The 21,484-nt window shown below is 72.2% G+C and carries 22 protein-coding genes; 12 read left to right on the top strand and 10 right to left on the bottom strand.

Annotation, left to right across the window (positions count from 1 at the left end; all coding sequences use genetic code 11):
* Positions 1-101: 101 nt before the first annotated feature.
* Positions 102-746: a hypothetical protein gene (locus ACFYWM_RS06470; RefSeq protein WP_389909532.1), complete on the top strand. Its 645-nt coding sequence runs from the start codon at positions 102-104 to the stop codon at positions 744-746.
* Between the two features lie 203 nt (positions 747-949).
* Here ACFYWM_RS06470 and ACFYWM_RS06465 read toward each other — a convergent pair whose 3' ends face one another.
* Positions 950-1,303: a hypothetical protein gene (locus ACFYWM_RS06465; protein WP_389909530.1), complete on the bottom strand. Its 354-nt coding sequence runs from the start codon at positions 1,301-1,303 to the stop codon at positions 950-952.
* A 137-nt stretch (positions 1,304-1,440) separates the two neighbouring features.
* Here ACFYWM_RS06465 and ACFYWM_RS06460 point away from each other — a divergent pair, with 137 nt between their 5' ends.
* The 4 genes from ACFYWM_RS06460 to ACFYWM_RS06445 all read left to right on the top strand — a co-directional run bounded on the left by ACFYWM_RS06460 (position 1,441) and on the right by ACFYWM_RS06445 (position 4,502).
* The gene (locus ACFYWM_RS06460) at positions 1,441-1,749 is read left to right on the top strand and encodes a 4a-hydroxytetrahydrobiopterin dehydratase (RefSeq protein WP_389909527.1); all 309 of its coding nucleotides are present in this window, start codon (positions 1,441-1,443) and stop codon (positions 1,747-1,749) included.
* 72 nt (positions 1,750-1,821) lie between these two features.
* The gene (locus ACFYWM_RS06455) at positions 1,822-2,823 is read left to right on the top strand and encodes an ABC transporter substrate-binding protein (protein WP_389909524.1); all 1,002 of its coding nucleotides are present in this window, start codon (positions 1,822-1,824) and stop codon (positions 2,821-2,823) included.
* A 57-nt stretch (positions 2,824-2,880) separates the two neighbouring features.
* The gene (locus tag ACFYWM_RS06450) at positions 2,881-3,660 is read left to right on the top strand and encodes a MerR family transcriptional regulator (protein WP_389909521.1); all 780 of its coding nucleotides are present in this window, start codon (positions 2,881-2,883) and stop codon (positions 3,658-3,660) included.
* Positions 3,660-4,502 carry a hypothetical protein gene (locus ACFYWM_RS06445; protein WP_389909518.1) on the top strand — a complete coding sequence of 281 codons (843 nt, stop codon included), beginning with the start codon at positions 3,660-3,662 and terminating at the stop codon, positions 4,500-4,502. The genes ACFYWM_RS06450 and ACFYWM_RS06445 overlap by 1 nt, the downstream gene beginning before the upstream one ends.
* 55 nt (positions 4,503-4,557) lie before the next feature.
* Here the strand turns inward: ACFYWM_RS06445 and ACFYWM_RS06440 are convergent, their stop codons facing one another.
* Positions 4,558-5,373, bottom strand: a complete 816-nt coding sequence (locus ACFYWM_RS06440; RefSeq protein WP_389909515.1) for an NAD(P)H-binding protein — start codon at positions 5,371-5,373, stop codon at positions 4,558-4,560.
* A gap of 132 nt (positions 5,374-5,505) precedes the next feature.
* On the opposite strand from ACFYWM_RS06440, the gene ACFYWM_RS06435 reads away from it, so the two are divergent.
* The 7 genes from ACFYWM_RS06435 (at position 5,506) to ACFYWM_RS06405 (ending at position 12,827) form a co-directional block, all read left to right on the top strand.
* Positions 5,506-6,456: an AraC family transcriptional regulator gene (locus tag ACFYWM_RS06435; protein WP_389909513.1), complete on the top strand. Its 951-nt coding sequence runs from the start codon at positions 5,506-5,508 to the stop codon at positions 6,454-6,456.
* Between the two features lie 126 nt (positions 6,457-6,582).
* The gene (locus ACFYWM_RS06430) at positions 6,583-7,797 is read left to right on the top strand and encodes a sensor histidine kinase (protein WP_389909510.1); all 1,215 of its coding nucleotides are present in this window, start codon (positions 6,583-6,585) and stop codon (positions 7,795-7,797) included.
* Entirely contained in the window at positions 7,794-8,462 is a 669-nt protein-coding gene (locus ACFYWM_RS06425; protein WP_389909507.1) for a response regulator, read from the top strand. Before ACFYWM_RS06430 ends, ACFYWM_RS06425 begins: the two co-directional genes overlap by 4 nt.
* Before the next feature lie 288 nt (positions 8,463-8,750).
* Positions 8,751-10,061, top strand: coding sequence for a cytochrome ubiquinol oxidase subunit I (locus ACFYWM_RS06420; protein WP_389909504.1), 1,311 nt, complete (start codon positions 8,751-8,753; stop codon positions 10,059-10,061).
* Positions 10,040-10,990: a cytochrome d ubiquinol oxidase subunit II gene (locus ACFYWM_RS06415; RefSeq protein ID WP_389909501.1), complete on the top strand. Its 951-nt coding sequence runs from the start codon at positions 10,040-10,042 to the stop codon at positions 10,988-10,990. Before ACFYWM_RS06420 ends, ACFYWM_RS06415 begins: the two co-directional genes overlap by 22 nt.
* Before the next feature lie 189 nt (positions 10,991-11,179).
* Positions 11,180-11,995, top strand: a complete 816-nt coding sequence (locus ACFYWM_RS06410) for a glycerophosphodiester phosphodiesterase (protein WP_389909498.1) — start codon at positions 11,180-11,182, stop codon at positions 11,993-11,995.
* 193 nt (positions 11,996-12,188) lie between these two features.
* The gene (locus tag ACFYWM_RS06405; protein ID WP_389909495.1) at positions 12,189-12,827 is read left to right on the top strand and encodes a class I SAM-dependent methyltransferase; all 639 of its coding nucleotides are present in this window, start codon (positions 12,189-12,191) and stop codon (positions 12,825-12,827) included.
* Here ACFYWM_RS06405 and ACFYWM_RS06400 read toward each other — a convergent pair.
* The 8 genes from ACFYWM_RS06400 to kdgD form a co-directional block, all read right to left on the bottom strand.
* Positions 12,803-13,648, bottom strand: coding sequence for an ABC transporter ATP-binding protein (locus ACFYWM_RS06400; protein WP_389909492.1), 846 nt, complete (start codon positions 13,646-13,648; stop codon positions 12,803-12,805). The two genes, ACFYWM_RS06405 and ACFYWM_RS06400, sit on opposite strands and share 25 nt — an antisense overlap.
* The gene (locus tag ACFYWM_RS06395; protein ID WP_389909489.1) at positions 13,645-14,697 is read right to left on the bottom strand and encodes a FecCD family ABC transporter permease; all 1,053 of its coding nucleotides are present in this window, start codon (positions 14,695-14,697) and stop codon (positions 13,645-13,647) included. The genes ACFYWM_RS06400 and ACFYWM_RS06395 overlap by 4 nt, the downstream gene beginning before the upstream one ends.
* 58 nt (positions 14,698-14,755) lie before the next feature.
* Positions 14,756-15,799 carry a FecCD family ABC transporter permease gene (locus ACFYWM_RS06390; protein ID WP_389909486.1) on the bottom strand — a complete coding sequence of 348 codons (1,044 nt, stop codon included), beginning with the start codon at positions 15,797-15,799 and terminating at the stop codon, positions 14,756-14,758.
* A complete protein-coding gene (locus ACFYWM_RS06385) occupies positions 15,796-16,860 on the bottom strand; it encodes an iron-siderophore ABC transporter substrate-binding protein (RefSeq protein WP_389909483.1) in 1,065 nt (354 codons plus the stop codon). The genes ACFYWM_RS06390 and ACFYWM_RS06385 overlap by 4 nt, the downstream gene beginning before the upstream one ends.
* Before the next feature lie 232 nt (positions 16,861-17,092).
* Entirely contained in the window at positions 17,093-17,866 is a 774-nt protein-coding gene (locus ACFYWM_RS06380; protein ID WP_389909479.1) for an AraC family transcriptional regulator, read from the bottom strand.
* A 184-nt stretch (positions 17,867-18,050) separates the two neighbouring features.
* Positions 18,051-19,202, bottom strand: coding sequence for a mandelate racemase/muconate lactonizing enzyme family protein (locus ACFYWM_RS06375; RefSeq protein WP_389909476.1), 1,152 nt, complete (start codon positions 19,200-19,202; stop codon positions 18,051-18,053).
* Between the two features lie 22 nt (positions 19,203-19,224).
* The gene (locus tag ACFYWM_RS06370; protein ID WP_389909472.1) at positions 19,225-20,556 is read right to left on the bottom strand and encodes an enolase C-terminal domain-like protein; all 1,332 of its coding nucleotides are present in this window, start codon (positions 20,554-20,556) and stop codon (positions 19,225-19,227) included.
* Entirely contained in the window at positions 20,553-21,476 is a 924-nt protein-coding gene (gene kdgD, locus ACFYWM_RS06365; protein WP_389909468.1) for a 5-dehydro-4-deoxyglucarate dehydratase, read from the bottom strand. The genes ACFYWM_RS06370 and kdgD overlap by 4 nt, the downstream gene beginning before the upstream one ends.
* Positions 21,477-21,484: the final 8 nt, after the last annotated feature.

The following is a 21,484-nucleotide window of genomic DNA, read 5'->3' as shown; positions in this document are numbered from 1 at the left end:
TCACAAAAAGATTTTTTCGCCTCTTCGCCGCAAAAGTACAGAGATCACGACATTATGCGGTAAAAGATCACTTGTACTTACTGCCTCCCCTTGGGGTACACGTGAAGAAGCACCTTCGACTCCTTTCGGCCCAGCTGCTCGCCGGGGCCCTCGTCCTTACCGCCCTCTCCGGCCCGGCCCGCGCGGAGACCTCCGACAGTGACCCCCAGCTCGCCGCCGAGTGGCAGACCGCCTGGGACACCTACAAGTTCTACAAGGACGTCCCGCCCGCCGCGGGGTCGGGACGGAGCCGGGCGAAGGACAGCATCTCCATCACGATCGACGCCCCCCTCAAGACGGTGTTCTCGGCGTACTCGAACGTCAACAACCACCTGGGCATGCACTCGTTCCTGAAGCGGGTCGTCACCCACAAGACCTGGACCAAGTACGGCAAGCGCAACGTCAACTTCACCGCGGTCGAGGAGATCCCGTACGAGGGCTCGACCGTCGTCAGCAACACGCACGCGCAGCAGCGCATCGACCTCGACGGCTTCTACTACGAGACGGACACCTGGTCGGTACCCAACGTCGTCACGCACCAGAAGATCGTCTTCAAGAAGCTGACCACCGGGAAGACCCAGGTCACCGAGTACCTCACCTTCGACGCGGACACCGCGCTGATCGACTTCGTGGTGGCGGGCGGCGTCTCCTCCCACGAGGCGACCCAGGCGGGCCTGAAGAAGGCCATCGAGGACGGCGACATCTGACCGACCCCGGCCGGGGCACGCTCTCGCGGGCGGTTGTCCCCTCTGGGAGAACGTGACGGGAACACCGTGGCGACCGGCGACTCCTCGCCCGAGGCGTCGCGGTCGCCCCTCGCCCCGCCGCGGCCCCTGGTCGCGCACCACCGCCTGCGGGGGGTTTGTGAGCGCGACGGCGTGGGAGACCGGTCGCCGTGCCGTCGCGCGGTTCATGAAGCCGTGGTCGGCTCGGTGTAGTGCTCGCCGAGCCGTTCGGCGATCCGGCGCGCGACCTGAGGCAGGTCGTCGGCCGGGGCGTGGTCGGCGGGTTCCTCCAGGTGGACGGTTCCCCAGCAGAAGAACATGCCCTCGCGATCAGCCCAGACGGTCAGCGCGTCAGCGCCGATCACGAGGCGGGGCTGACCTTCGTCGTAGGCGATGGCGGGATAGATCCGGTGGGTGTGCAGCTCTGCCCGCAGGTGCTGGAGGGCGGTGATGGCACCGGGACGCCGGGTGGCCGCTCTGGCCGCGATTCCCGAACCGGAACGAGTTGTCCAGATCGCGTCGGTCACTGCGTCGATCATTGACGGCACCGGATCGGCGAGGCTGCGTCAAGAACTCAAAGCCGTTCCGCAGCGAGCGACCGCCTGGGCAGGCACCAGGCACGGCCGCGAATTGGCTGAGATCATCTCTCAGTTCGCCTAACCCATTGGAGATGCCGATGACCCCTCAGCCACTGTCCGAAGAGGAGATCACCGTTCATCTGGCCGGGCTGCCGGGATGGGAGCGCGAGGATCACATCATCGCCCGCACCTTCAAGCACACGTATCACGAGTGCGTACACCTGGCCGTGTACGTCGCGGCCAAGGCCCGCGAGGTCGGTCACCACCCTGACATCCACATCACCTGGCAGCGGATCCGGTTCGCGATCACCACTCACGACGCCGGGAAGCGTCTCACGGCCAAGGACTTCGAGCTTGCCCGTCACATCGACACGATCGCCGCCGGCCACGGCGCCGAGGGAATCTGATCGCACCGTGGGGCGTACACCGTCGATCGTGGCAGCAGACAGCCACGAGTTCCGGTACGAGGTGAGGGTGCGGTGACGACACTCACCATCGGCGCCTGCCTGTCACTCTCCGGCAAGCATGCCCGCTTCGGCAGGCAGGCCCGTCTCGGTTTGGAGATCTGGCACGCCTCGAACAGCAACGGGCTGAACCTGGTGATCGAGGACGACCGGAGTGATCCCGCGGTCCTGCGGACATCACTCCGCGGGCTGTCGGATCGCTGCGACATCCTGCTCGGCCCGTACTCGACCCAGCTGATGCGCGGAGCCGGCGACATCGCCGCCGAGCTCGGCCGCCTGATTTGGAACCACGGCGGGTCAGGTGACGACGTCGAGGCGGCCCACCCCGGACATGTCGTCTCGATCCTGACGCCTACCAGCCGGTACGCGGAGCCGTTCCTGCGGCGTCTGGCCGGAACCGAGGCGCTCCCCGTACGGATCGTCTGCGGCAAGGGCGGTTTCGGCCGACAGGTGGCCGCCGGTGCCGAGACGATCGCGCGATCCCTCGGCATCGACACGGTCCGGATCGGCCCCGGGGACGACCTGCCGCAGACATCCGAAGGCGCCTGGGCTCTCCTCTGCGCCGGTGCCTTCGAGGAGGACGTCGAGACGATCAGACGGGCCAGATCACTGCCCACGCCACCACGGGTGGTGTGCGCGGTGGCGGCGGGCGTCCGCGAGTTCGGCCAGGCGCTCGACGACCCCCACGGCGTCTACGGGGTCGGACAGTGGTTCCCCGGCACCGGAGCCTCGGCCGAAACGGGTATCGGCGAATCCGACTTCCTCGCCGTCTACCAGGAACATGCCGGGGTGCTCCCCGACTATCCAGCCGTCCAGGCGGTGGCCGCCGCGATCATCGCGACCCGCTGCGCGGCGGTGGCGGGCGGCACGGGACGCGACGCCCTGTGGTCGGCTGCCGCGTCGTTGGAGACGACCACGCTGTTCGGCGCCTTCAGGATCGACCCCCGCACCGGTACGCAAGTCGGCCATCGACCGGTGCTGATCAGATGGGAAGCCGGCGGGCCCGTGGTGGTCTGAAGATCGACGGTGGGCGGGGTTTGACCTTGTCGTAGCGTCAACGTTTCTAATGAGGGCATGCGGATCGGCGAGCTCGCCGCGCTGGTCGGGGTGTCCACCCGGACCGTGCGCCACTATCACCACCTGGACCTTCTTCCCGAGCCCGTGCGCCTGGCCAACGGCTACCGGGAGTACGGGCTGCGCGACGCGGTCATGCTGGCCCGGGTGCGGCGGCTGGCCGAACTCGGGCTGTCGCTGGACGAGATCCGCGACGTGCTCGCCGACGACCGGGGCAAGGAGCTGCGCGAGGTCCTCCTGGAACTGGACGCGGACCTGGCCGGGCAGCAGGAGGCGATCGGGGCCAGGCGGGACCGGCTCGCCGCGCTGCTGGCGGAGGCGGACCCGCATCCCGACTCGATGGTCTCCCCCGACATGGCGGCGGTGCTGCGCGACCTGCACACCACGGGGTCGAGGTTCGCCGAGATCGACCGCGAGCTGCTGGCACTGCTGGACACCGTGGCCGGCCCGTCGGGCCGGGAGCAGGTGCTCGGCCTGATGCGCCCGCTCACCGAGCCCGACGCGCTCGCGCGGGGACACGACCTGTACCGGCGACTGGACGAGCTCGCGGACGCGGACCCCGGAGATCCCCGCGTCGCCGCGCTCGCCGCCGACCTCGTCGCCCACATCCCCGAGGAGATGGCCGCGGTGATGGTCGCGAACCTGGATCCGGACCCCGGCCACGGCCCCGCGGAGGACGCGGACGGCGGGCGGTGGCTGGAGACGATGTACGCCGAGGTCTCCCCCGCCCAGGCCGAGGTGTTCCAGCTGGTCATGAAGACACTGAAGGAGAGAACCTGATGCTCTGGGCCGCCCGTGCCGCGCTGTTCGCCGTCATCCCCATGGAGATGCTGCTCGTGGTCCTGCTGGTGTCGGGGGTGCCGTTGCCCGGCCCGGTGATCGTCGCGGCGGAGCTGGTCGTCGCGTCGGTGCTCGTCCTGGAGGCGGTGACCGCGTACCGGCTGTTCAGGGCCGAGCGCAGGGGCGGCGCCGACCGGCGGGCGGCGCTCGGGGCGACCTTCCGCCTCCTGGTGCCCGTGCAGGTGCGCAGGCTCGTGGGATTCGAGCTGAGGGGCCTGGCGAGCATCGGGATGTGGATCGCGCGCCGCCGCCACGGCGTGCCGCCCGGCGCCACCGCCGCGCCGTACGCGCGGGAGCAGTCGTCGATCCTGCTGGTGTTCCTGTTCGTGATGGTCGTGGAGACGGTGGGGATCGAGCTGCTGCTGAGGGCGATCGACGTGCCGCACGGGCTGCGCGTCGCGGTGCTGGTGGCCGACCTCTACGGGATCCTGTACGTGCTGATGCTCGCCGCGGCGAGCGCCACCCGGCCCCACGTCGTGACGTCCGAGGAGTTGCGCGTCCGCTCCGGGGTCTACTTCGACCTGCGCGTCCCCCGCGAGCTGATCTCCTCGGTGCGGCTGTCGCGCAACTACAACGAGAGCGGCATGATCACCGTGACGGGCTCGCGACTCGGCGTGGTGGTGTCCTCCCAGACCAACGTGGTCGTCGAGCTGACCGAGCCGGTCACCGTGGTCCGCCCCCTCGGCGTCCGCGCCGAGGCCACCACGATCCGTTTCTTCACCGACACCCCGGACGCCCTGCTGAACGCCCTGCGCCCCTCCCCGCACCACAGCGCCCCCTGAGACGGGCCCGCGTCCGCCGGTTCCCCCGGGGGCGGAACCGGCGGACGGCCGGGTGTCAGGACCACGCGCCGGTGGCGGCGATCCGGGTCGCGTAGGCCTCGAACGAGACGGGAGGGCGGCCGAGCACCCGCTGGACCCCGTCGGCGGGCTCGGCCGTGTGACCGGCGCGGTGCAGGGCGAACAGGGCGTCCAGCGCGTCGGCCGCGGCCACCGGGTATCCCTGGGCGAGCAGCTCGGCCCGGTAGGCCTCCGGGGTCAGCTCGGCGTACTCGATCGACCGGCCCGCGGCCCGTGCGATGATCTCGACGGCCGCGCCGAAGGTCACCCCGCGCGGCCCCGACAGCTCGTACGTCCGCCCCGCGTGCCCGTCCCCCGTCAGCACGGCCGCGGCGACCTCGGCGACGTCCTCGACGTCGACGAACGGTTCGGGCACGTCGCCGATCGGCAGCGCCAGCCGCCCCGCGCGCAGCGGCGCGTGCCACAGGTCCTCGTCGAAGTTCTGGTCGAAGTTGTTCGCCCGCAGGATCGTCCACTCCGCCCCCGAGTCGCGCACGGCCCGCTCCGCGGCGGCCATGCCCTGCCCGAAGTCCTCGCCGACCAGGTCCAGGCCCCGGCCGGACAGCACCACGAAACGCCTGGTGTCCGTGGCCCGCTTGACGAAGTCGTGGACCGGGGCGGGGTCGTCGGGCGCCACCAGGTACACCGCCTCGGCGCCCCGCAGCGCGTCCTCCCAGGTGGCGGGCTCCGACCAGTCGAAACGCACCTCGCTGGAACGGGACGCGGGCCGCACCCGCTCCCCCGCCGCGCGCAGCAGCCGCACCACCCTGCGGCCGGTCTTGCCCGTCGCGCCCAGAATCAGGATCTCTCTCATGGCGTCGAGCCAACCGCGCGGGGAGCCCTCCGCCCATGGCCGCGCGTACGCCGCGCCTGTCCGATCGTCCCGTTGTCGTGGCATCCCGGACGGTACGCCGCGCCTGTCCGATCGCCCCGTTATGGTGACGCCATGGACCCGTACGACGACCTGTTGCGGGGGGTGCGCGGCGAGGGCTCGGTCTTCGGCGCGTCGGTGCTGTCGCCGCCGTGGGCGCTCAAGTTCACCGACGGTCCCTCCCTGACGCTCTGCGTCCCCCTGCGCGGCGAGGGGTGGATCGTCCAGGGGGACGAGGCCCGCCGGGTGCGGATGGGCGAGGCGGCGATCGTACGGGGGCCGGAGCCCTTCGTGTTCGCCGACACCGACACACCGCGTCCGGCGCCGGACGTCCCCCGTGACGGCGCCGCCACCGGGGACCTGACCGGCCGGACCATCCTGCTGGCCGGGTCCTACCGGGTGAACGGCGAGGTCGCCCGCCGCCTGGTCCGGGTGCTGCCCCCCGTGCTCGTCGTGCCGGACGACCACGACTGCAGCACCATGGGCGCCTACCTCGAGGCGCAGCTCCTCTCCGGCCGTCCGGGGCACCAGATCGTGCTCGACCGGCTGCTCGACTGGCTGCTGGTGTGCACGCTGCGCGACTGGTTCGACCGGCCGGAGGCGGTCAGTCCCGGCTGGTACGCCGCCCTGGGCGACGACGTGGCCGGACCGGCCCTGCGCGCCATCCACGACGACCCGTCCGGGCCGTGGACGCTCGCCTCCCTCGCGGCCGCCGCGAGCGTCTCGCGCACCACCCTGGCCAGGCGGTTCACCGAGCTCGTGGGCGAGCCGCCGATGACGTACCTGACGGAGTGGCGGATGGCGCTCGCCGCCGACATGCTGGCCGAACCCGCCGCGACGGTCGCCACGGTGGCACGCAGGGTGGGCTACTCCGACGCGTTCGGCTTCAGCTCGGCCTTCAAGCGCGTCCTGGGCGTGAGCCCGAGCGCCTACCGCGACGGCGCCGGGAAGGGCGACGGCGCCGTCGCGCTGGGCGTGAGCCCGAGCGCTTACCGCGACGGCGCCGGGAAGGGTGACGGCGCCTGAGCCCGTCCGCCTTCGTGGGGCGCCTGTCCGAGGAGACATCCGGTCGTGTGTCCGTCTGACGGTGCGAGCCGGAAAGCGCCCCCCGGGGATGACGCGGGAGGGGCTTCGCCGTCCTATGGTCGCGCTATGTCGGTACGAGCCCTCCGGGCGCTCCTGCGAGGTGTCCCGCCCAGCCTGCTCGACGGGGCGCTCGCCGTCCTCGTCGCCGTCGCCGCGACGACGATGATCGCGGTGTCCGCCGAGCCGGGCGCCAGGCCGCCGGACGCTCCGGCCTACGCCATCGGCGCGGGGATGGGCCTGGTCCTGCTCGCCCGCCGTACCCGGCCGATGCCGGTGCTGGTGGCCAGTTGCGCGCTGGTGCTGGTGTACCACTCCCTCGCCTACCCGAGCCTGTCCGTCGCGATCGTGCTGGGCGTGGCCACGTACACGGCCGCGGAGCGCGGGCACTTCGGCCGGGCGGCGGTGATCGTGGGCGCGCTCAGTCTCTACAGCCTCGGCTACCGCGCGATCGTCGCCCAGGACCCGGTGCTCAGCCTCCTCGTCGAGAAGGCGGCGCTCCAGGCGGCGCTGCTGGCGGCCGTGCTCTTCCTCGGCGAGGCGGCGCGGAGCAGGCAGGCGCTCGCGGAGGAGGTACGCGAGCGGCTGCGGATCGCCCAGGAGGCCAGGGAGGCCGAGGCCGAGCGCCGCGTCGAGGCCGAGCGGCTGCGGATCGCCCGGGAGCTCCACGACGTGATCGCCCACACCGTCACGGTGATCCAGGTGCACGCCCAGGTCGCCCACGAGCTGTTCGAGGAGAGGCCCGAGCGGAGCAGGCAGGCGGTGGCGGTGATCCGCGAGGCGAGCGTCGAGGCCATGAGGGAGCTGCGGTCGACGATCGGCCTGCTGCGCCACCTCGATCCGGACGGGGAGCCCCGCTCCCCCGTACCCCGCCTGTCGAGCGTGCGGGACCTGACCACGATGGCGGAACGGGCGGGGCTCCGCGTAGGCTGGAGCACCCGAGGGGAGCCGTACGATCTTCCCGTGGCGGTCGACGCGAGTGCCTACCGCATCATCCAGGAGTCGGTGACGAACGTGATCCGGCACTCGGGGGCGGGCGCGGTCGAGATCAGCGTCTCCTACGAGCCGTCGGGCGTCTCCGTCGAGGTCGTCGACGACGGCGGAGGACCGGGAGAGGCCGGGGGCGGAGGACCGGGAGAGGCCGGGGGCGGATCGCCCGGTCACGGCCTGACCGGGATGCGCGAGCGCGTCGCCGCGCTCGGCGGCCACCTCAGCGCGGGCCCCGCCACCGGCGGGGGGTTCCGCGTCCACGCCTGGCTGCCCGCGAAGGAGGGGTACCGGTGAGTACGCGCGTCGTCCTGGTGGACGACCAGACGCTGGTACGCGCCGGGTTCCGCGCGCTGCTCGAACGCGACCCCGCCATCGTCGTCGTCGGGGAGGCGGCCGACGGGGCCGGGGCCGTCGAGCTGGCACGCGCGGAGCGGCCCGACGTCGTGCTGATGGACATCCGCATGCCGGTCCTGGACGGCATCGAGGCGACCCGGATCATCGCGGGCGACGCCTCGCTGCGGGACGTGCGGGTCGTCGTGCTCACCACCTTCGAGGCCGACGAGTACGTCTTCGACGCGTTGCGGGCCGGGGCCAGCGGTTTCCTCCTCAAGGACACCGACCCCGACGAGCTGCGCAGGGCCGTCCACGTGGTGGCCAGGGGAGAGGGGCTGCTCTCCCCCGGCGTCACGCGCCGCCTCATCGAGGGGTTCGTCGCCACCGGGCGTACCCACCGGCTCGACGACACGCCTCTGGGCGTATTGACAGAACGCGAGAGGGAGATCGTGGCACTCGTCGGCGGCGGGCTGTCCAACGAGGAGATCTCCCGCCGCGTCTTCATCAGCCCGGCGACGGTGAAGACCCACGTGGGCCGCGCGCTGTTCAAGCTGGGGGCCCGGGACCGCGCGCAGCTCGTGGTGATCGCCTACGAGACGGGGTTGGTCGTCCCCGGCACGCGGTGAAAGCCGCGCTTCCCCGGAGGCGCTGCCCCGGCGCACGATGAGGACCGCGCGGCCCCGGAGGGCGCTTCCCCACGCACGATGAGGACCGTGCGGCCCCGGAGGGCGCTTCCCGGCGCACGGCGAGCGGGCCGCGCACGGTCGGTAGTGCTTCCCCGCCCGGTGAGCGGGCCGTACACCCGACAGCGCTTCCCCGCGCACGGTGAGCGGGCCGCGTACACCCGGCGGCGCTTTCCCGCGCTCCTTCAGGGTGACGACCGGTAGGTGGGCACGCCTCTAGCGTGCGAGAGCATGGAGCCCCTCAACCTCGCCAGGCTTGAGTTCGCGCTGACGACGAGCCTGCACTTCCTCTTCGTCGCGCTGACCCTCGGTCTCACGCCCCTGATCCTCTACATGCATGCCAGGTGGGTGTTCGGCGGTGCGCCGGTGTACGAGCGGATGACCCGGTTCTGGGGGCAGATCTACCTCGTCAACTACGCGCTCGGCATCGTCACGGGGATCGTGATGGAGTTCCAGTTCGGGCTCAACTGGAGCGGTCTGGCGAAGCTGACGGGGGACGTCTTCGGCGCGTCCATCGCGCTGGAGACCCTAGTGGCGTTCTTCCTGGAGTCCACCTTCCTCGGGCTGTGGATCTTCGGCTGGCACCGGCTGCCCCGGATCGCGCACCTCGCCGTCTTCGCCGTCGTCACGCTGACGGCCTACGCCTCGGCGTTCTTCATCATGGTGTCGAACTCCTTCATGCAGCACCCCGTCGGGTACGAGCGGCACGGGGCGGGCATCCGCCTGACCGACTTCGGCGCGCTGGTGGGCAATCCCGCCCTGACGGTGACCCTGGCGCATCTGCTGCCGGCGGCGCTGAGCGTCGGGGCGTTCTTCGTGGCGGGCGTCAGCGCCTACCACTTCCTCCGGCGTACGCGGGACGTCGACTTCTTCCGCCGCTCGATGCGCCTGGGCCTGGTGGTGGCGGCCGTGACCACGCCCCTGGTCATGTTCAGCGGCATCGCGCAGTTCCCGGTGATCGGCGGCTTCCAGCCCGCCAAGACGGCGCTGACCAGCGGTAGCGACGAGGAACTCGCCAGGGCGCGGACCCTGCTCGCCGCCCGGTTCGGGCCGGGCGACCTCACCCCGCCCACGTGGATCCACGAGGCCAGTCAGGTCATGATCTACATCGGCCAGATACTGGCGCTGTTCGCCCTGCTCCTCCTCCCGCTGATGGTCTGGCGCTGGAGCGTCCGGCTGCGACCGCTGCTGTACGTGATGGTGTTCCTGATCCCGCTCCCGTTCGTCGCCGTCGTCTGCGGGTGGGTGGTCAGGGAGGTCGGCCGTCAGCCCTGGGCCGTCTACGGCCTGCTGCGGACCGAGGAGGCGCTCAGCGACATCGGCACGGTGGCCATCACCGGGTCGCTGGTCGCGTTCACGGCCGTCCTGCTTCTCCTGGCCGCCGTCGACTACTCGCTCATCGCCCACCTCGTCCGGCGCGGCCCGGAGGAGGACGCGCTCACACTCGGCGCCAGGACCCTCCCGGAGCCGGAGACCGGCACCGCCACCACCCACCTGTCGCCGGAAAGGGAGGAGACGCCGTGGACGTCGTCTGGTCACTGATCCTGGGATTCGTCCTGGTCGGCTACTTCGTCCTGGAGGGGTTCGTCCTCGGCGCGGGCCTGCTGCTGGGAAGGTACGGCACGCGGGACGACACGGATGTCTCCCTCGCCGCGGTCGCGCCGTTCGTACTGGCCAACGAGGTATGGCTGGTCGCCGTGGCGGGCGTGCTGATGGGCGCGTTCCCCCTGGTGGAAGGAGAGATCATCTCGGGGCTCTACCCGTTCGTCGTCACCGGCCTCGTCGGATGGGTCGTCCGGGACGCGGGGCTGTGGTTCAGGCTCCGCCGCACGGGACGCGCCTGGCGGCGCCTGTGGGCGAGGGCGATCGTCGGCGGCAGCGGGCTGCTGGCCGTCTCGTGGGGGTTCGTCGTCGGCAACCTGCTGCTCGGCCCGCCCGGACCACCGCTGTCGGCCGGGACGCTGTTCGCCCCCTACGCGGCGCTGTGGGCGGTGACCCTGCCCGTACTGCTCGCGGTGCACGGCGCGGTCTTCCTGGCCCGTCGCCTGCCCGGCCGTCTCCTTCCCGGCCTCCTGCGGCTCGGGGCCGGGGCGACGCGGCTCGCCCTCGTGCTGACCTCCGTCGCGACGGGCGGCGGCCTGGCGGTGGCCGTCGTCACCGGCGGTCCCGGCCGCGTCCTGGCGACGCTCCCCCTCCTCTGCGCCGTGGCGGCGCTGTGGCGGATCAGCTCCCGGCCGTTCGACGGGGGCGGCCGGACCTTCGCGCTCAGCGCCGTGGCGGTGAGCGCCCCGGCCGTCGTGGCCGGGCTGGTCACCGCGCCCGGCCTGGTGGCCCACGCGGCGAGCGGGCGGGCCCTCGCGGTGCTGACCGCCTACGGGCTCGGCGCGCTCGTCCTCGTCGTCGTCGTGCAGGTGCTGGCCTGGCGGCTGTTCGACAGGCGCGTCAGGCCGGACGCGCCGTCCTTCTTCTGACGCCACCCGCGCCGGGGTGGAGGAGTTCGCCGAGCTCAGGGCCGTCCGGCGTCGGTGAGCGGGCGGGACTGCGATGCCGAGGCGATTGCTCACCTACCGGGCATCGGAGGACCACTCCACTGTCAACTCGATGTCATGAAGGCGGGTCAGATTCGGGTCGTAGGACGTTCTCCGACCTTGAGGAGACCCATGTTCCGACGACTCGGCCTCGCCGTCATGACCACGCTGGCGGTGCTGGCGGCGGTCGTTCCCCCGGCCGCCGCCCGGCCGCCCGCACCCACCACGGTCGCCCACCGCGGGGCGTCGGCGTACGCGCCGGAGAACACCATCGCGGCCTTCGAGCTGGCGGACGCGCAGGGCGCCGACATGTTCGAACTCGACGTCCAGGAGACCAGGGACCACGAACTGGTCCTGATGCACGACACGACACTGGCCCGTACCACCGACGCCGAGAGGGTGTTCCCCGGCCGGGCGCCCTGGAGGGTCGGCGACCTCACCCTCGCGCAGATCCGCAGGCTGGACGCGGGCTCGTGGTTCGGCGCGAAGTACGCGGGCGAGCCGGTGCCCACGCTCGGAGAGGCCCTGCGCGCGATGGGCGCGAGCCGGCTCGGCCTGCTGCTGGAGATCAAGGCGCCGGGGCTCTACCGGGGCATCGAGACCCGTGTCGCCGACGAGCTGCGGCGTCATCCCTCGTGGCTGGGGCCCGGACGGCTCGTCGTGCAGTCGTTCGACTGGAACTCGATGCGCAGGTTCCACCGGGTCATGCCGGAGGTCCCGATCGGGCTGATCGGCACACCCGCGATCTCCGACCTCCCGGGACTCGCGAGGTTCGCCGACCAGATCAACCCGCCCTACGACAGGCTCACCCCCGAGTACGTCAGGCGCGTCCACCGCCACCGCATGGAGGTCTTCACCTGGACCGTGGACGATCCCGCGATGATGCGGCGCGTGACCTCCTACCGGGTGGACGGCGTCATCACCAACAAACCCGACCTGATGCCGTGAAGGGGTGGACCACCCGCCCGGCCCCCGAGGTCGTCGGCTCCTCGTGACGGCGATCCCTCCGGCCAGGGTGAGAGCCGGGGTGAGGGCCGGGGAGATGTCTCCCGGTGTTCACCCCGGCCGGGTGACGGCGGTGGCCTCCCTGTCGGAAGCATGAGTGTGCGGAACACGAGACCACGACCCTGGAGCACGCACGGTGACACCGACCAGCCCCGCCGCCGGCGTCTCCGGCGACACCTCCCTGCTTCGCGAGTTCCTCCGGTCCCCGCTGCTGACCGCCACGGTCGCTCCGAGCTCGCGACGGCTCGCCGAGCGGATGGTCGTGCCGATCCCCGAACGCGGGGAGCCGACGGTCGTCGAGCTGGGACCGGGGACCGGCGCCTTCACCCGGGTCATCCAGGATCGCCTGGGCGGCAGGGGTCACCATCTGGCCGTCGAGCTCAACCCGCGCCTGGCCGGGCTCCTCGACCGCCGCTTCCCCGGGGTGGAGGTCGTGCACGCCCACGCGGCGGAGCTGCCCGGGTTGATGGCCGAGCGCGGCCTGTCCGCCGACGTCGTGGTCAGCGGCCTGCCCTGGGTCGCGTTCCGGCCGGTGGCGGGCGCGCGGCTGCTGCCGCTGGTGGCCGGCTCGCTGGCCCGGGACGGGGTGTTCACCCAGTTCGCCTACCGCTGGACGCGATGGGCACCGCCCGCGCGAGAACACCTTCGTGATCTTCGTACGACCTTCGAGGAGGTCGTGCTCAGCCGGACGGTGTGGCGCAACCTGCCCCCCGCCCTGGTGTACCTCGCCCGCCGCCCCCGGCAGGCCGGTCAGGGAGCCGCCTCCCGCGTGTGACCCGGGGACGGCGCGGGCAGCGGCCGGACGTGGTGGCGGCCGATGGGGAGCATCAGGGGTCGGCCGGAGACGGGGTCCTCGATGATGCGGCTGTCGAGGCCGAAGACGACGCGGACGCTGTCCTCGGTGAGGACCTCGGCCGGGTGGCCGGAGACGTGGACGCGTCCGCCGACGAGCGCGATGAGGTGGTCGGCGTAGCGGGCCGCGAGGTTGAGGTCGTGCAGGACCATCACGACGGTGGTCCCGCGGGTGCGGTTCAGGTCGGTCAGCAGGTCGAGGACCTCGATCTGGTGGCTGGCGTCAAGGAAGGTGGTGGGCTCGTCCAGGAGGAGCAGGTCGGTCTGCTGGGCCAGTGCCATCGCGATCCAGACGCGCTGGCGCTGGCCTCCGGACAGCTCGTCCACGGCGCGGTCGGCGAGCTCCGTCGTCCGGGTGGCCTCCAGGGCGGCCGCCACCGCGGCGTCGTCCCCGTCGTTCCACCGGGAGAAGATCCCCTGGTGGGGGTGGCGGCCACGGCCGACGAGGTCGAGCACGGTGATGCCCTCCGGCGCGACCGGCGACTGGGGCAGCAGCCCGAGCGTGCGGGCCAGTTCCTTGGCGGGCATGCGGTGCACCTCCCTGCCGTCCAGGACGACACGGCCCCCACGGGGCCTGAGCAGCCGTGACAGGGAGCGCAGGAGCGTCGACTTCCCGCAGGCGTTCGCGCCGACGATGACCGTGACCCCGCCGGACGGCACGATCAGGTCGAGGGACTCGACGACGACGCGGTCGCCGTAGCCGAGCGTGAGGCCCTCGGCCGCGAGGGAGTGGGACGTGGTCACAGCGAGCCTCCGGCCCGATGGGTGCGGACGATCAGATAGACGAGGTACGGCGCGCCGAGGACACCGGTGACGACGCCGACCGGGTAGCGCAGGTCGAACGCGAACTGGCCGGTGAAGTCGGCGACGAGGACCAGCAGGGCCCCGACGAGCCCGGCGGGCACGAGCATGGAGCCGTCCGTGCCGACGAGCCGGGCCGCGATGGGCCCGGACAGGAACGCCACGAACGCGATCGGCCCGGCCGCCGACGTGGCGAAGGCGATCAGGCCGACGGCGGCGACGATCACCGTGATGCGGGTGCGCTCGACGCGGACCCCGAGGGCGGCGGCGGTGTCGTCGCCGAACCGCATCGCCGACAGGTCGCGCGCCTGCGACAGCAGGACGGGGGTGAAGACGGCCAGCGCGACGAGGACCGGCACGACCTGTTCCCACGTCGTGCCGTTGAGGCTGCCGGTCAGCCAGCGCAGGGCCTCCTGGAGGTCCCATTCGGCGGCCCGGGACAGGACGTAGGAGGTGATGCTCTCCAGGATCGCGGCGATCCCGATGCCGATCAGGATGAGCCGCGTGCCGACGACACCGTCCCGGAAGGCCAGGGTGTACACCAGCAGGGCGACGGCGAGGGTGGAGACGACGGCGAGGGCCGACACCTGGAGCCCGCCGAGCGACAGCGACACGATCGCGATAGCCGCCGCGGCGCTCGCCGCCCAGCTGATGCCGATGATGTCGGGGCTGGCCAGCGGGTTGCGGAGCATCGTCTGGAAGGTGACCCCGGACAGGCCGAAGCTGAATCCCGCGATCACGGCGAGGACGGCCCTGGGCAGCCGGAGCCGCCCGACCGTGAAGGACGCCCCCGGGACGTGCTCGCCGAGGACGACGCGGACCACGTCGCGGAGCGGGTAGAACGTCTGCCCGGCCATCAGGGTCACGACGAACCCGGCGACGACGAGCACCGCCAGCGTCAGGATGACGGCGCGGCGGCGGGAGTCGCGCCGGCGACGGCCTCGGGCGACGGCCCGGACGACGTCCGGCCGGGCGACGGCGGGGGCGGTCACGGCCCCTCCTTCGCAGGGACCGCGAGTATGACGCCGCCGCGTCCGTTGGCCGGCTCGTTCACAGGTCACGTACCTTCTGGCTGCGGACGATGTGGATGAAGAACGGGGCGCCGATCAGTGCCGTCACGATGCCCACCTCGATGTCCTCGGGGCGCGCCACCACGCGGCCGATGACGTCGGCCGCCGTGAGCAGCGACGCGCCGGCCAGGGTGGAGAACGGCAGCAGCCAGCGGTGGTCCACGCCGACGAGCAGGCGGCACGCGTGCGGGACGACGAGCCCGACGAAGCCGATCGGCCCGGCGACGGCCGTCGAGGCCCCGCACAGCACGACGGCGCCCAGGGCGGCCGTGGCCCGGATGACGGCCACGCGCTCCCCGAGCCCGGCCGCGAGCTCGTCGCCCAGGGCGAGCGAGTTCAGCGCCCGCGCGGACAGCAGGCACACGGCGAAGCCGACGACGAGGAACGGCAGGACCTGCCCGATGCGCTCGTACGACGCGCCGCCCACCCCGCCGATCTGCCAGAGCCGGAAGCTCCCGGCGATGTCGTTGCGGGGCAGGATGACGGCGCTGACCAGGGACGCGAAGGCCGCCGACGTGGCGACGCCGGCGAGCGCGAGCTTGAGGGGCGTGGCCCCGCCGCGCCCGAGGGACCCGACGGCGTAGACGAATCCGGCCGAGACGGCGGCCCCCGCCATCGCGGCCCAGATGTACCCGGTCGGCGACGTGAGCCCGAAGAACGCGACGGCGGTGACGACGGAGAGCGACGCGCCCATGTTGACGCCCAGGATGCCCGGGTCGGCCAGCGGGTTGCGGGTCACGCCCTGCATGACGCCCCCGGCGAGGCCGAGCGCGGCGCCGATGAGCATCGCGAGCAGGGTACGCGGTATCCGCTTGGCGACCGCCGCCTGTTCGAGGGAGTCGTCCGCGCCGCCGAGGGCCGCCCAGACGTCGGACCAGGCGACGTCACGCGAGCCGAGCGCGACGGAGACCACCGTGAGCGCGACCATGACCAGGACCGCGACGAGCAGCCACAGGACCCGGACGCGCGCCGGACGCCGTACGAGGACGGCGTCCGGCGGGCGGGCGGTGTCGACCGACGTCACTTGACCTTGTCCGCGGCGCCGGCGAGCGCCTTGACGTAGTCCTCCAGCACCCACGAGATCGACAGGGGGGTCGGGTTCGCGGCGGTGCCCAGGGGCGTGCTGCCGGGCAGGAGGTACACCGAGCCGCGCTTGACCGCGGGGATCTTCGACAGCAGCGGGTCCTTGCGGAGCTTGTCGAGCAGCTCGCCCTTGTCGTCCCCGTACCCGGTGATGATGTCGACGTCGTCGAACAGGTCGACCTGCTCCGCGCTCCGCGTCAGGGCGAACTTGTCCGTGCCCTCGGAGGCCTTGGCGATGCTGCCCGGGATCGTGAGCCCGAGGTCCTCGAAGAACAGCGTGCGGGTGTCGTGCGTCGTGTAGAAGCCGACCTCGCTCACGTCGTTGGGGTCGACGTGCGTCATGAACATCGTCGACTTCCCCTTGAGCTGCGGGTACTTCGCGACGACCTCGTCGATGTCGCCCTCGATGTCGGCGATCAGCCTGTCACCCTCGGCGGCGAGCCCGATGGCCTTGCTGTTCAGCTGGATGATCTCGCGCCACGGGGTCGCCCACGCGGCCTTCGGGTAGGCCACCACGGGGGCGATGTCGCTCAGGGTGTCGTAGTCCTGCTTGGTCAGGCCGGAGTAGGCGGCCAGGATCACGTCCGGCTTCGTGTCGGCGACGGCCTCGAAGTCGATGCCGTCGGTCTCGTCGAACAGCACGGGCGTCTTGGCCTGGAGCTCCTCCAGGCGCTTCTTCACCCAGGGCAGGAGCCCGTCGGTGTCGTCGTCGCCGAAGTTCGCGGCGGCCATGCCGACCGGGACGACGCCGAGGGCCAGCGGCGCCTCGTGGTTGGCCCAGTTGACCGTGGCGACCCGCTCCGGCTTCGCCGGGATGGTGATCGTGCCCAGCGCGTGCTCGATCGTCATGGGGAAGGCGCTCGCGCTCGCGTCGGCGCTCGTGCTCGGGCCGCCGCTCGCGCTCGCGCTCTCGGTCCTGGTCTCCGACGGGCCGCCGCAGCCCGCGAGGCCCAGCAGGACAGCCGTCACGGTGAGGATGCGAAGGCTACGTGGACGCTTCATCCGTACTCCACTTTCAGAATTTCGCCGGTGCCGGCCCTCGCACGTCCGGATCGCGATGCGCGTCCGTGGGGCGGTGCACCGCAAGTGCGGCAGATTTTGATCTAGTTAGGTAAGCCTTACCTTTTCTTTTACCTTAGAAGGAATGACCGAGTTGTCGCAATCAAGCTTTTGAGACACCCGTTATCGGGATCGGGACACGAGGGCCGGAGGAGGACCCGCGGAACGGCCGTGGTCACCGCGCCCGGAACGCTCCCGGGGTCAGCCCGGTCGTCCGCCGGAAGGCCGCGCCGAACGCGCTCGCCGAGCGGTAGCCGACCTCCTCGGCCACGACGTCGACCTCCCACCCCCGGGCGAGCAGCGCGACCGCGTGCTGGGCGCGCACCGCGGCGACCCAGCGCGCGAAGCTGGTGCCCGTCTCCGCGTTGAAGGCACGGGTGATCGTACGGGCGCTCACGCCGAGGTGGGACGCCCAGCCCGCCAGCGTCCGCGAGTCGCCGGGATCCTTCCGCACCGCCTCGACGATCGGGCGCAGCAGGTCGGAGGTGGGCACCTGCAGGAGCAGCTCGCGCGAGGAGGGGGTGAGCACGTCGAGCACCATCGCCTCGGTCACCGTCCGCGAGCCGGGGGGCAGCTCCGTGTCGGCGAGCCGCTCCAGCAGCAGCCGGAGCAGCGGAGTGATCTCGACGCCGACGGGCGTGGGGGAGATCGAGGTCATGGTGCCGAAGCCGAAGAAGCTGGCGCGGCAGCGGGTGCCGACGATCGCCGAGCCGGAGTGCAGCGTGCCCGCGGGCATCCACAGGCCCAGGGAGGGGGTCACCGTCCAGACCCGCTCCCCCACCACGGCCGTGGACGTGCCCCGCTCGTTCCAGAGCAGCTCGTGGAAGGGGTGGGAGTGCTCGCTCCAGGTGGTGTCGCGGGCGATGGTCTCGCTCCAGCCCAGGATCACGAACGGCATCTCGACCGCCCCCGCGGCGAGGACGGGCAGCGTGCGGGTCTCCCGGGTCACGACAGGACGCGGCGGGACATAAGCGGCATTCCCCAACCCTAGTACTGACCGCTCGCGACGCCCCCGCCGCCGGGCGTCTCACGCGAGGGGCCGCGACATGGCCCCGCGACGGGGTCCCGCGACGGGGTCCCGCGACGGGGTCCCGCGACGGGGTCCCGCGACGGGGTCCCGCGACCAGGACCGTTCAGGATCGCCCGGGTCCGGCTCCCCGGATGACGGCCCGGTCGACGGTCCAGGCGCGGGCCTGGTCGCTGAGGGTCACGCCGAGGCCGGGCCGTGCCGACAGGTGGATGCGGCCATCGTCGATCTCCAGCCGCTCGTCGAACAGCGGGTGCAGCCAGTCGAAGTGCTCCACCCAGGGTTCGTGCGGGTACGCGGCGGCCAGGTGGACGTGGATCTCCATGGCGAAGTGCGGGGCGAGCGTCAGGTTGCGGTGTTCGGCGAGGGTCGCCAGGCGGAGGAACTGCGTGATGCCCCCGATGCGCGGGGCGTCCGGCTGCAGGATGTCGACCGCGCCGTGGCGGATCAGCTCGTAGTGCTCGGCGACGCTGGTGAGCATCTCGCCGGACGCGATCGCGGTGTCCAGCGAGCGGGCCAGCGCGGCGTGGCCCTCGGCGTCGTAGGCGTCGAGGGGCTCCTCGATCCAGGCGAGGCCGAACTCCTCCAGCGCCCGGCCGACCCGCTGGGCGGTGGGGCGGTCCCACTGCTGGTTGGCGTCGACCATGAGCGGGAAGTCGTCGCCGAGGTGCTCGCGGACGGCGCGGACCCGGCCGAGGTCCACCGAGGGGGACGGGTGGCCGACCTTGATCTTGATGCCGCCGATCCCGGCCGCGCGCGAGGCGGTGGCGTTCTCCAGTATCCGTTCGATCGGCTCGTGCAGGAACCCGCCCGAGGTGTCGTAGCAGCGGACGGAGTCGCGGTGCGCGCCGAGCAACTTGGCCAGGGGCAGGCCGGCGCGCCTGGCCTTGAGGTCCCACAGCGCCACGTCGATGGCGGCGACGGCCTGCGTGGAGGCGCCGCTGCGGCCCACCGACGCGCCGGCCCACACGAGCTTGGTCCACAGCCGCCCGATGTCGCTGGGATCCTCGCCGAGGAGGTCGGGGGCGACCTGGCGGGCGTGCGCGAACTGGGCCGGGCCGCCCGCCCTCTTGCTGTAGCTGAATCCAACGCCGTCGAGGCCGTTCTCGGTGCGGATCTCCGCGAACAGGAACGCCACCTCGGTCATCGGGCGCTGCCGTCCGGTGAGGACCTTCGCGTCGCTGATCGCGGCCTTGAGCGGCAGCGTCACGGAGGAAAGCGTGATCTCGGCGATCCGGTCGCCCTGTACTTCACTCATGTCCGGTCCTTCCTCGCTTCGGTCAGCGCACCAGGCAGGGGCGTTTGGGGTCGAACCGCCATCCGGGGAGCAGATACTGCATGGCCGTGCTGTCGTCACGGGCGCCGAGGCCGTGTTCGAGATAGAGCTCGTGGGCCGCCGCCACCGCGTCCCGGTCGAGCTCTACGCCGAGGCCCGGAGCGGTCGGCACGGCGATGTGGCCGTCGCGGACGCGGAGCGGGTCGCGGGTGAGGTGCTGCCCGTCCTGCCAGATCCAGTGGGTGTCGAGGGCGGTGATCCGTCCGGGCGCCGCGGCGCCGACGTGGGTGAACATCGCCAGCGAGACGTCGAAGTGGTTGTTGGAGTGCGAGCCCCAGGTGAGCCCGAAGTCGTGGCAGATCTGCGCGACGCGGACCGAGCCGCGCATGGTCCAGAAGTGCGGGTCGGCGAGGGGGATGTCGACGGCGTCGGCGCGCACCGCGTGGGCGAGCTGCCGCCAGTCGGTGGCGATCATGTTGGTGGCGGTACGCAGGCCGGTCGCGCGCCTGAACTCGGCCATGGTCTCGCGCCCGGACATGTCGCCCTCCGCGCCGACGGGGTCCTCGACGTAGGCGAGCACGCCGCCGAGGTCCCGGCACAGCTCGACGGCGTCGGCGAGGAGCCAGCCCCCGTTGGGGTCGACGGTGATACGCGCGTCCGGGAACCGCGCCGCGAGCGCCCGTACGGCGGCGATCTCCTCCTCCGCGGCGAGCACCCCGCCCTTGAGCTTGAAGTCCGCGAAGCCGTACCGCGCCCGGGCCGCCTCGGCGAGGCCGACGATCGCGTCCGGGGTGAGCGCCGTCTCGCGGCGCAGGCGCTCCCAGTCGTCGGCCGGGTCCTTCTCGGCGACGTACGGCAGATCCGTCCGCGTACGGTCGCCGACGTAGAACAGGTACCCCAGCACGGGCACCCTGTCGCGCTGACGGCCCTCGCCCAGGAGTTCCGCGACGGGTACGCCGAGGTGCTGCCCGAGCAGGTCCAGCAGCGCGCACTCGAGCCCGGTGACGGCGTGGACGGTGGTCCGCTGGTCGAAGGTCTGCCGGCCCCGTCCCCCCGCGTCGAGCCCGGCGTACCTGGCCCCGATCTCGCGCAGCAGGCTCGCGTACCCGGCGACCGGACGGCCGACGAGCGTCTCCCCCGCGGCCTCGACGACGCGGCGGATCGCCTCGCCGCCGGGGACCTCGCCGACGCCGACGTTCCCGGCGCTGTCGGTGACGATCGTGATCGTGCGGGTGAAGAACGGGCCGTGGGCGCCGCTGAGGTTGAGCAACATGCTGTCGTGCCCGGCGACGGGGATCGCCTCGACCCGGGCGACCGTGGGGGTTCGCGCGCTCATGTGCCTTGTCCAACCTTCTCGATCAGGGCGGCGAGGTCGGCCCGCTCGTCGTCCGCCAGATCGGTCAGCGGCGGCCGCACCCGCCCGCCGTCGCGTCCCACCGCCGTGAGACCGGCCTTGATGATGGAGACCGCGTAGCCCCGGGAACGGTCGCGGATGTCGAGGTAGGGGATGACGAAGTCGTTGAGCATCCCGTAGACGGCGGTCCTGTCCTGGGCGCGGACGGCGTCGAAGAACCGCAGCGCGAACTCGGGCACGAAGTTGTACAGGGCCGAGGAGTAGGTGCTGACCCCGAGCTGGAGCAGCGGCAGCGCGAAGGTCTCGGCGGTCGGCAGGCCGCCGATGTAGATGAGCCGGTCGCCGACCCTGGCGTAGGTGCGCGTCATCCGCTCGATGTCTCCGACCCCGTCCTTCAGCCCGATGAGGTTGGGGTTGCGGTCGGCGAGCTCGGCGACGGTGACGTCCTCCAGCACGGCGTTGGCCCGGCTGTACACGATGACGCCGAGGTCGGTCGCCCGGCAGACGGCGCCGACGTGCGCGATCAGCCCGGCCTGGCTGGCCTCGGTGAGGTACGGGGGCATGAGGAGCAGGCCGGCGGCCCCGGCGCGCTGCGCGGCGGCGGCCTGGGCGATCGCCTGGGACGTGCCCCCGGTGGCGGGGGCGACGACCGGCACCAGGGAGCCGACCTCGCCGACCGCGGCGCGGACCACGGCGTCGATCTCCGCCGAGGTGAGCGAGAAGCCCTCGCCGGTGCCGCCACCGGCGAACAGCCCGGCGACCCCGAAACCGGCCTGCCACGCGAGGTGCTCGCGGTACCGGGGCTCGTCGAAGTCGAGCCGGTCGTCGAAGTGCGTGACCGGGAACGAGAGGAGGCCGGTGGTCAGGCGGTCGGCGAGTTCAGCGGGGGGAGTCGGCGTCACCTGGCCAA

The organism is Streptosporangium sp. NPDC002721 (assembly GCF_042888905.1).
Lineage (GTDB): Bacteria > Actinomycetota > Actinomycetes > Streptosporangiales > Streptosporangiaceae > Streptosporangium.
This window is presented reverse-complemented; position numbering and strand designations above follow the sequence as displayed.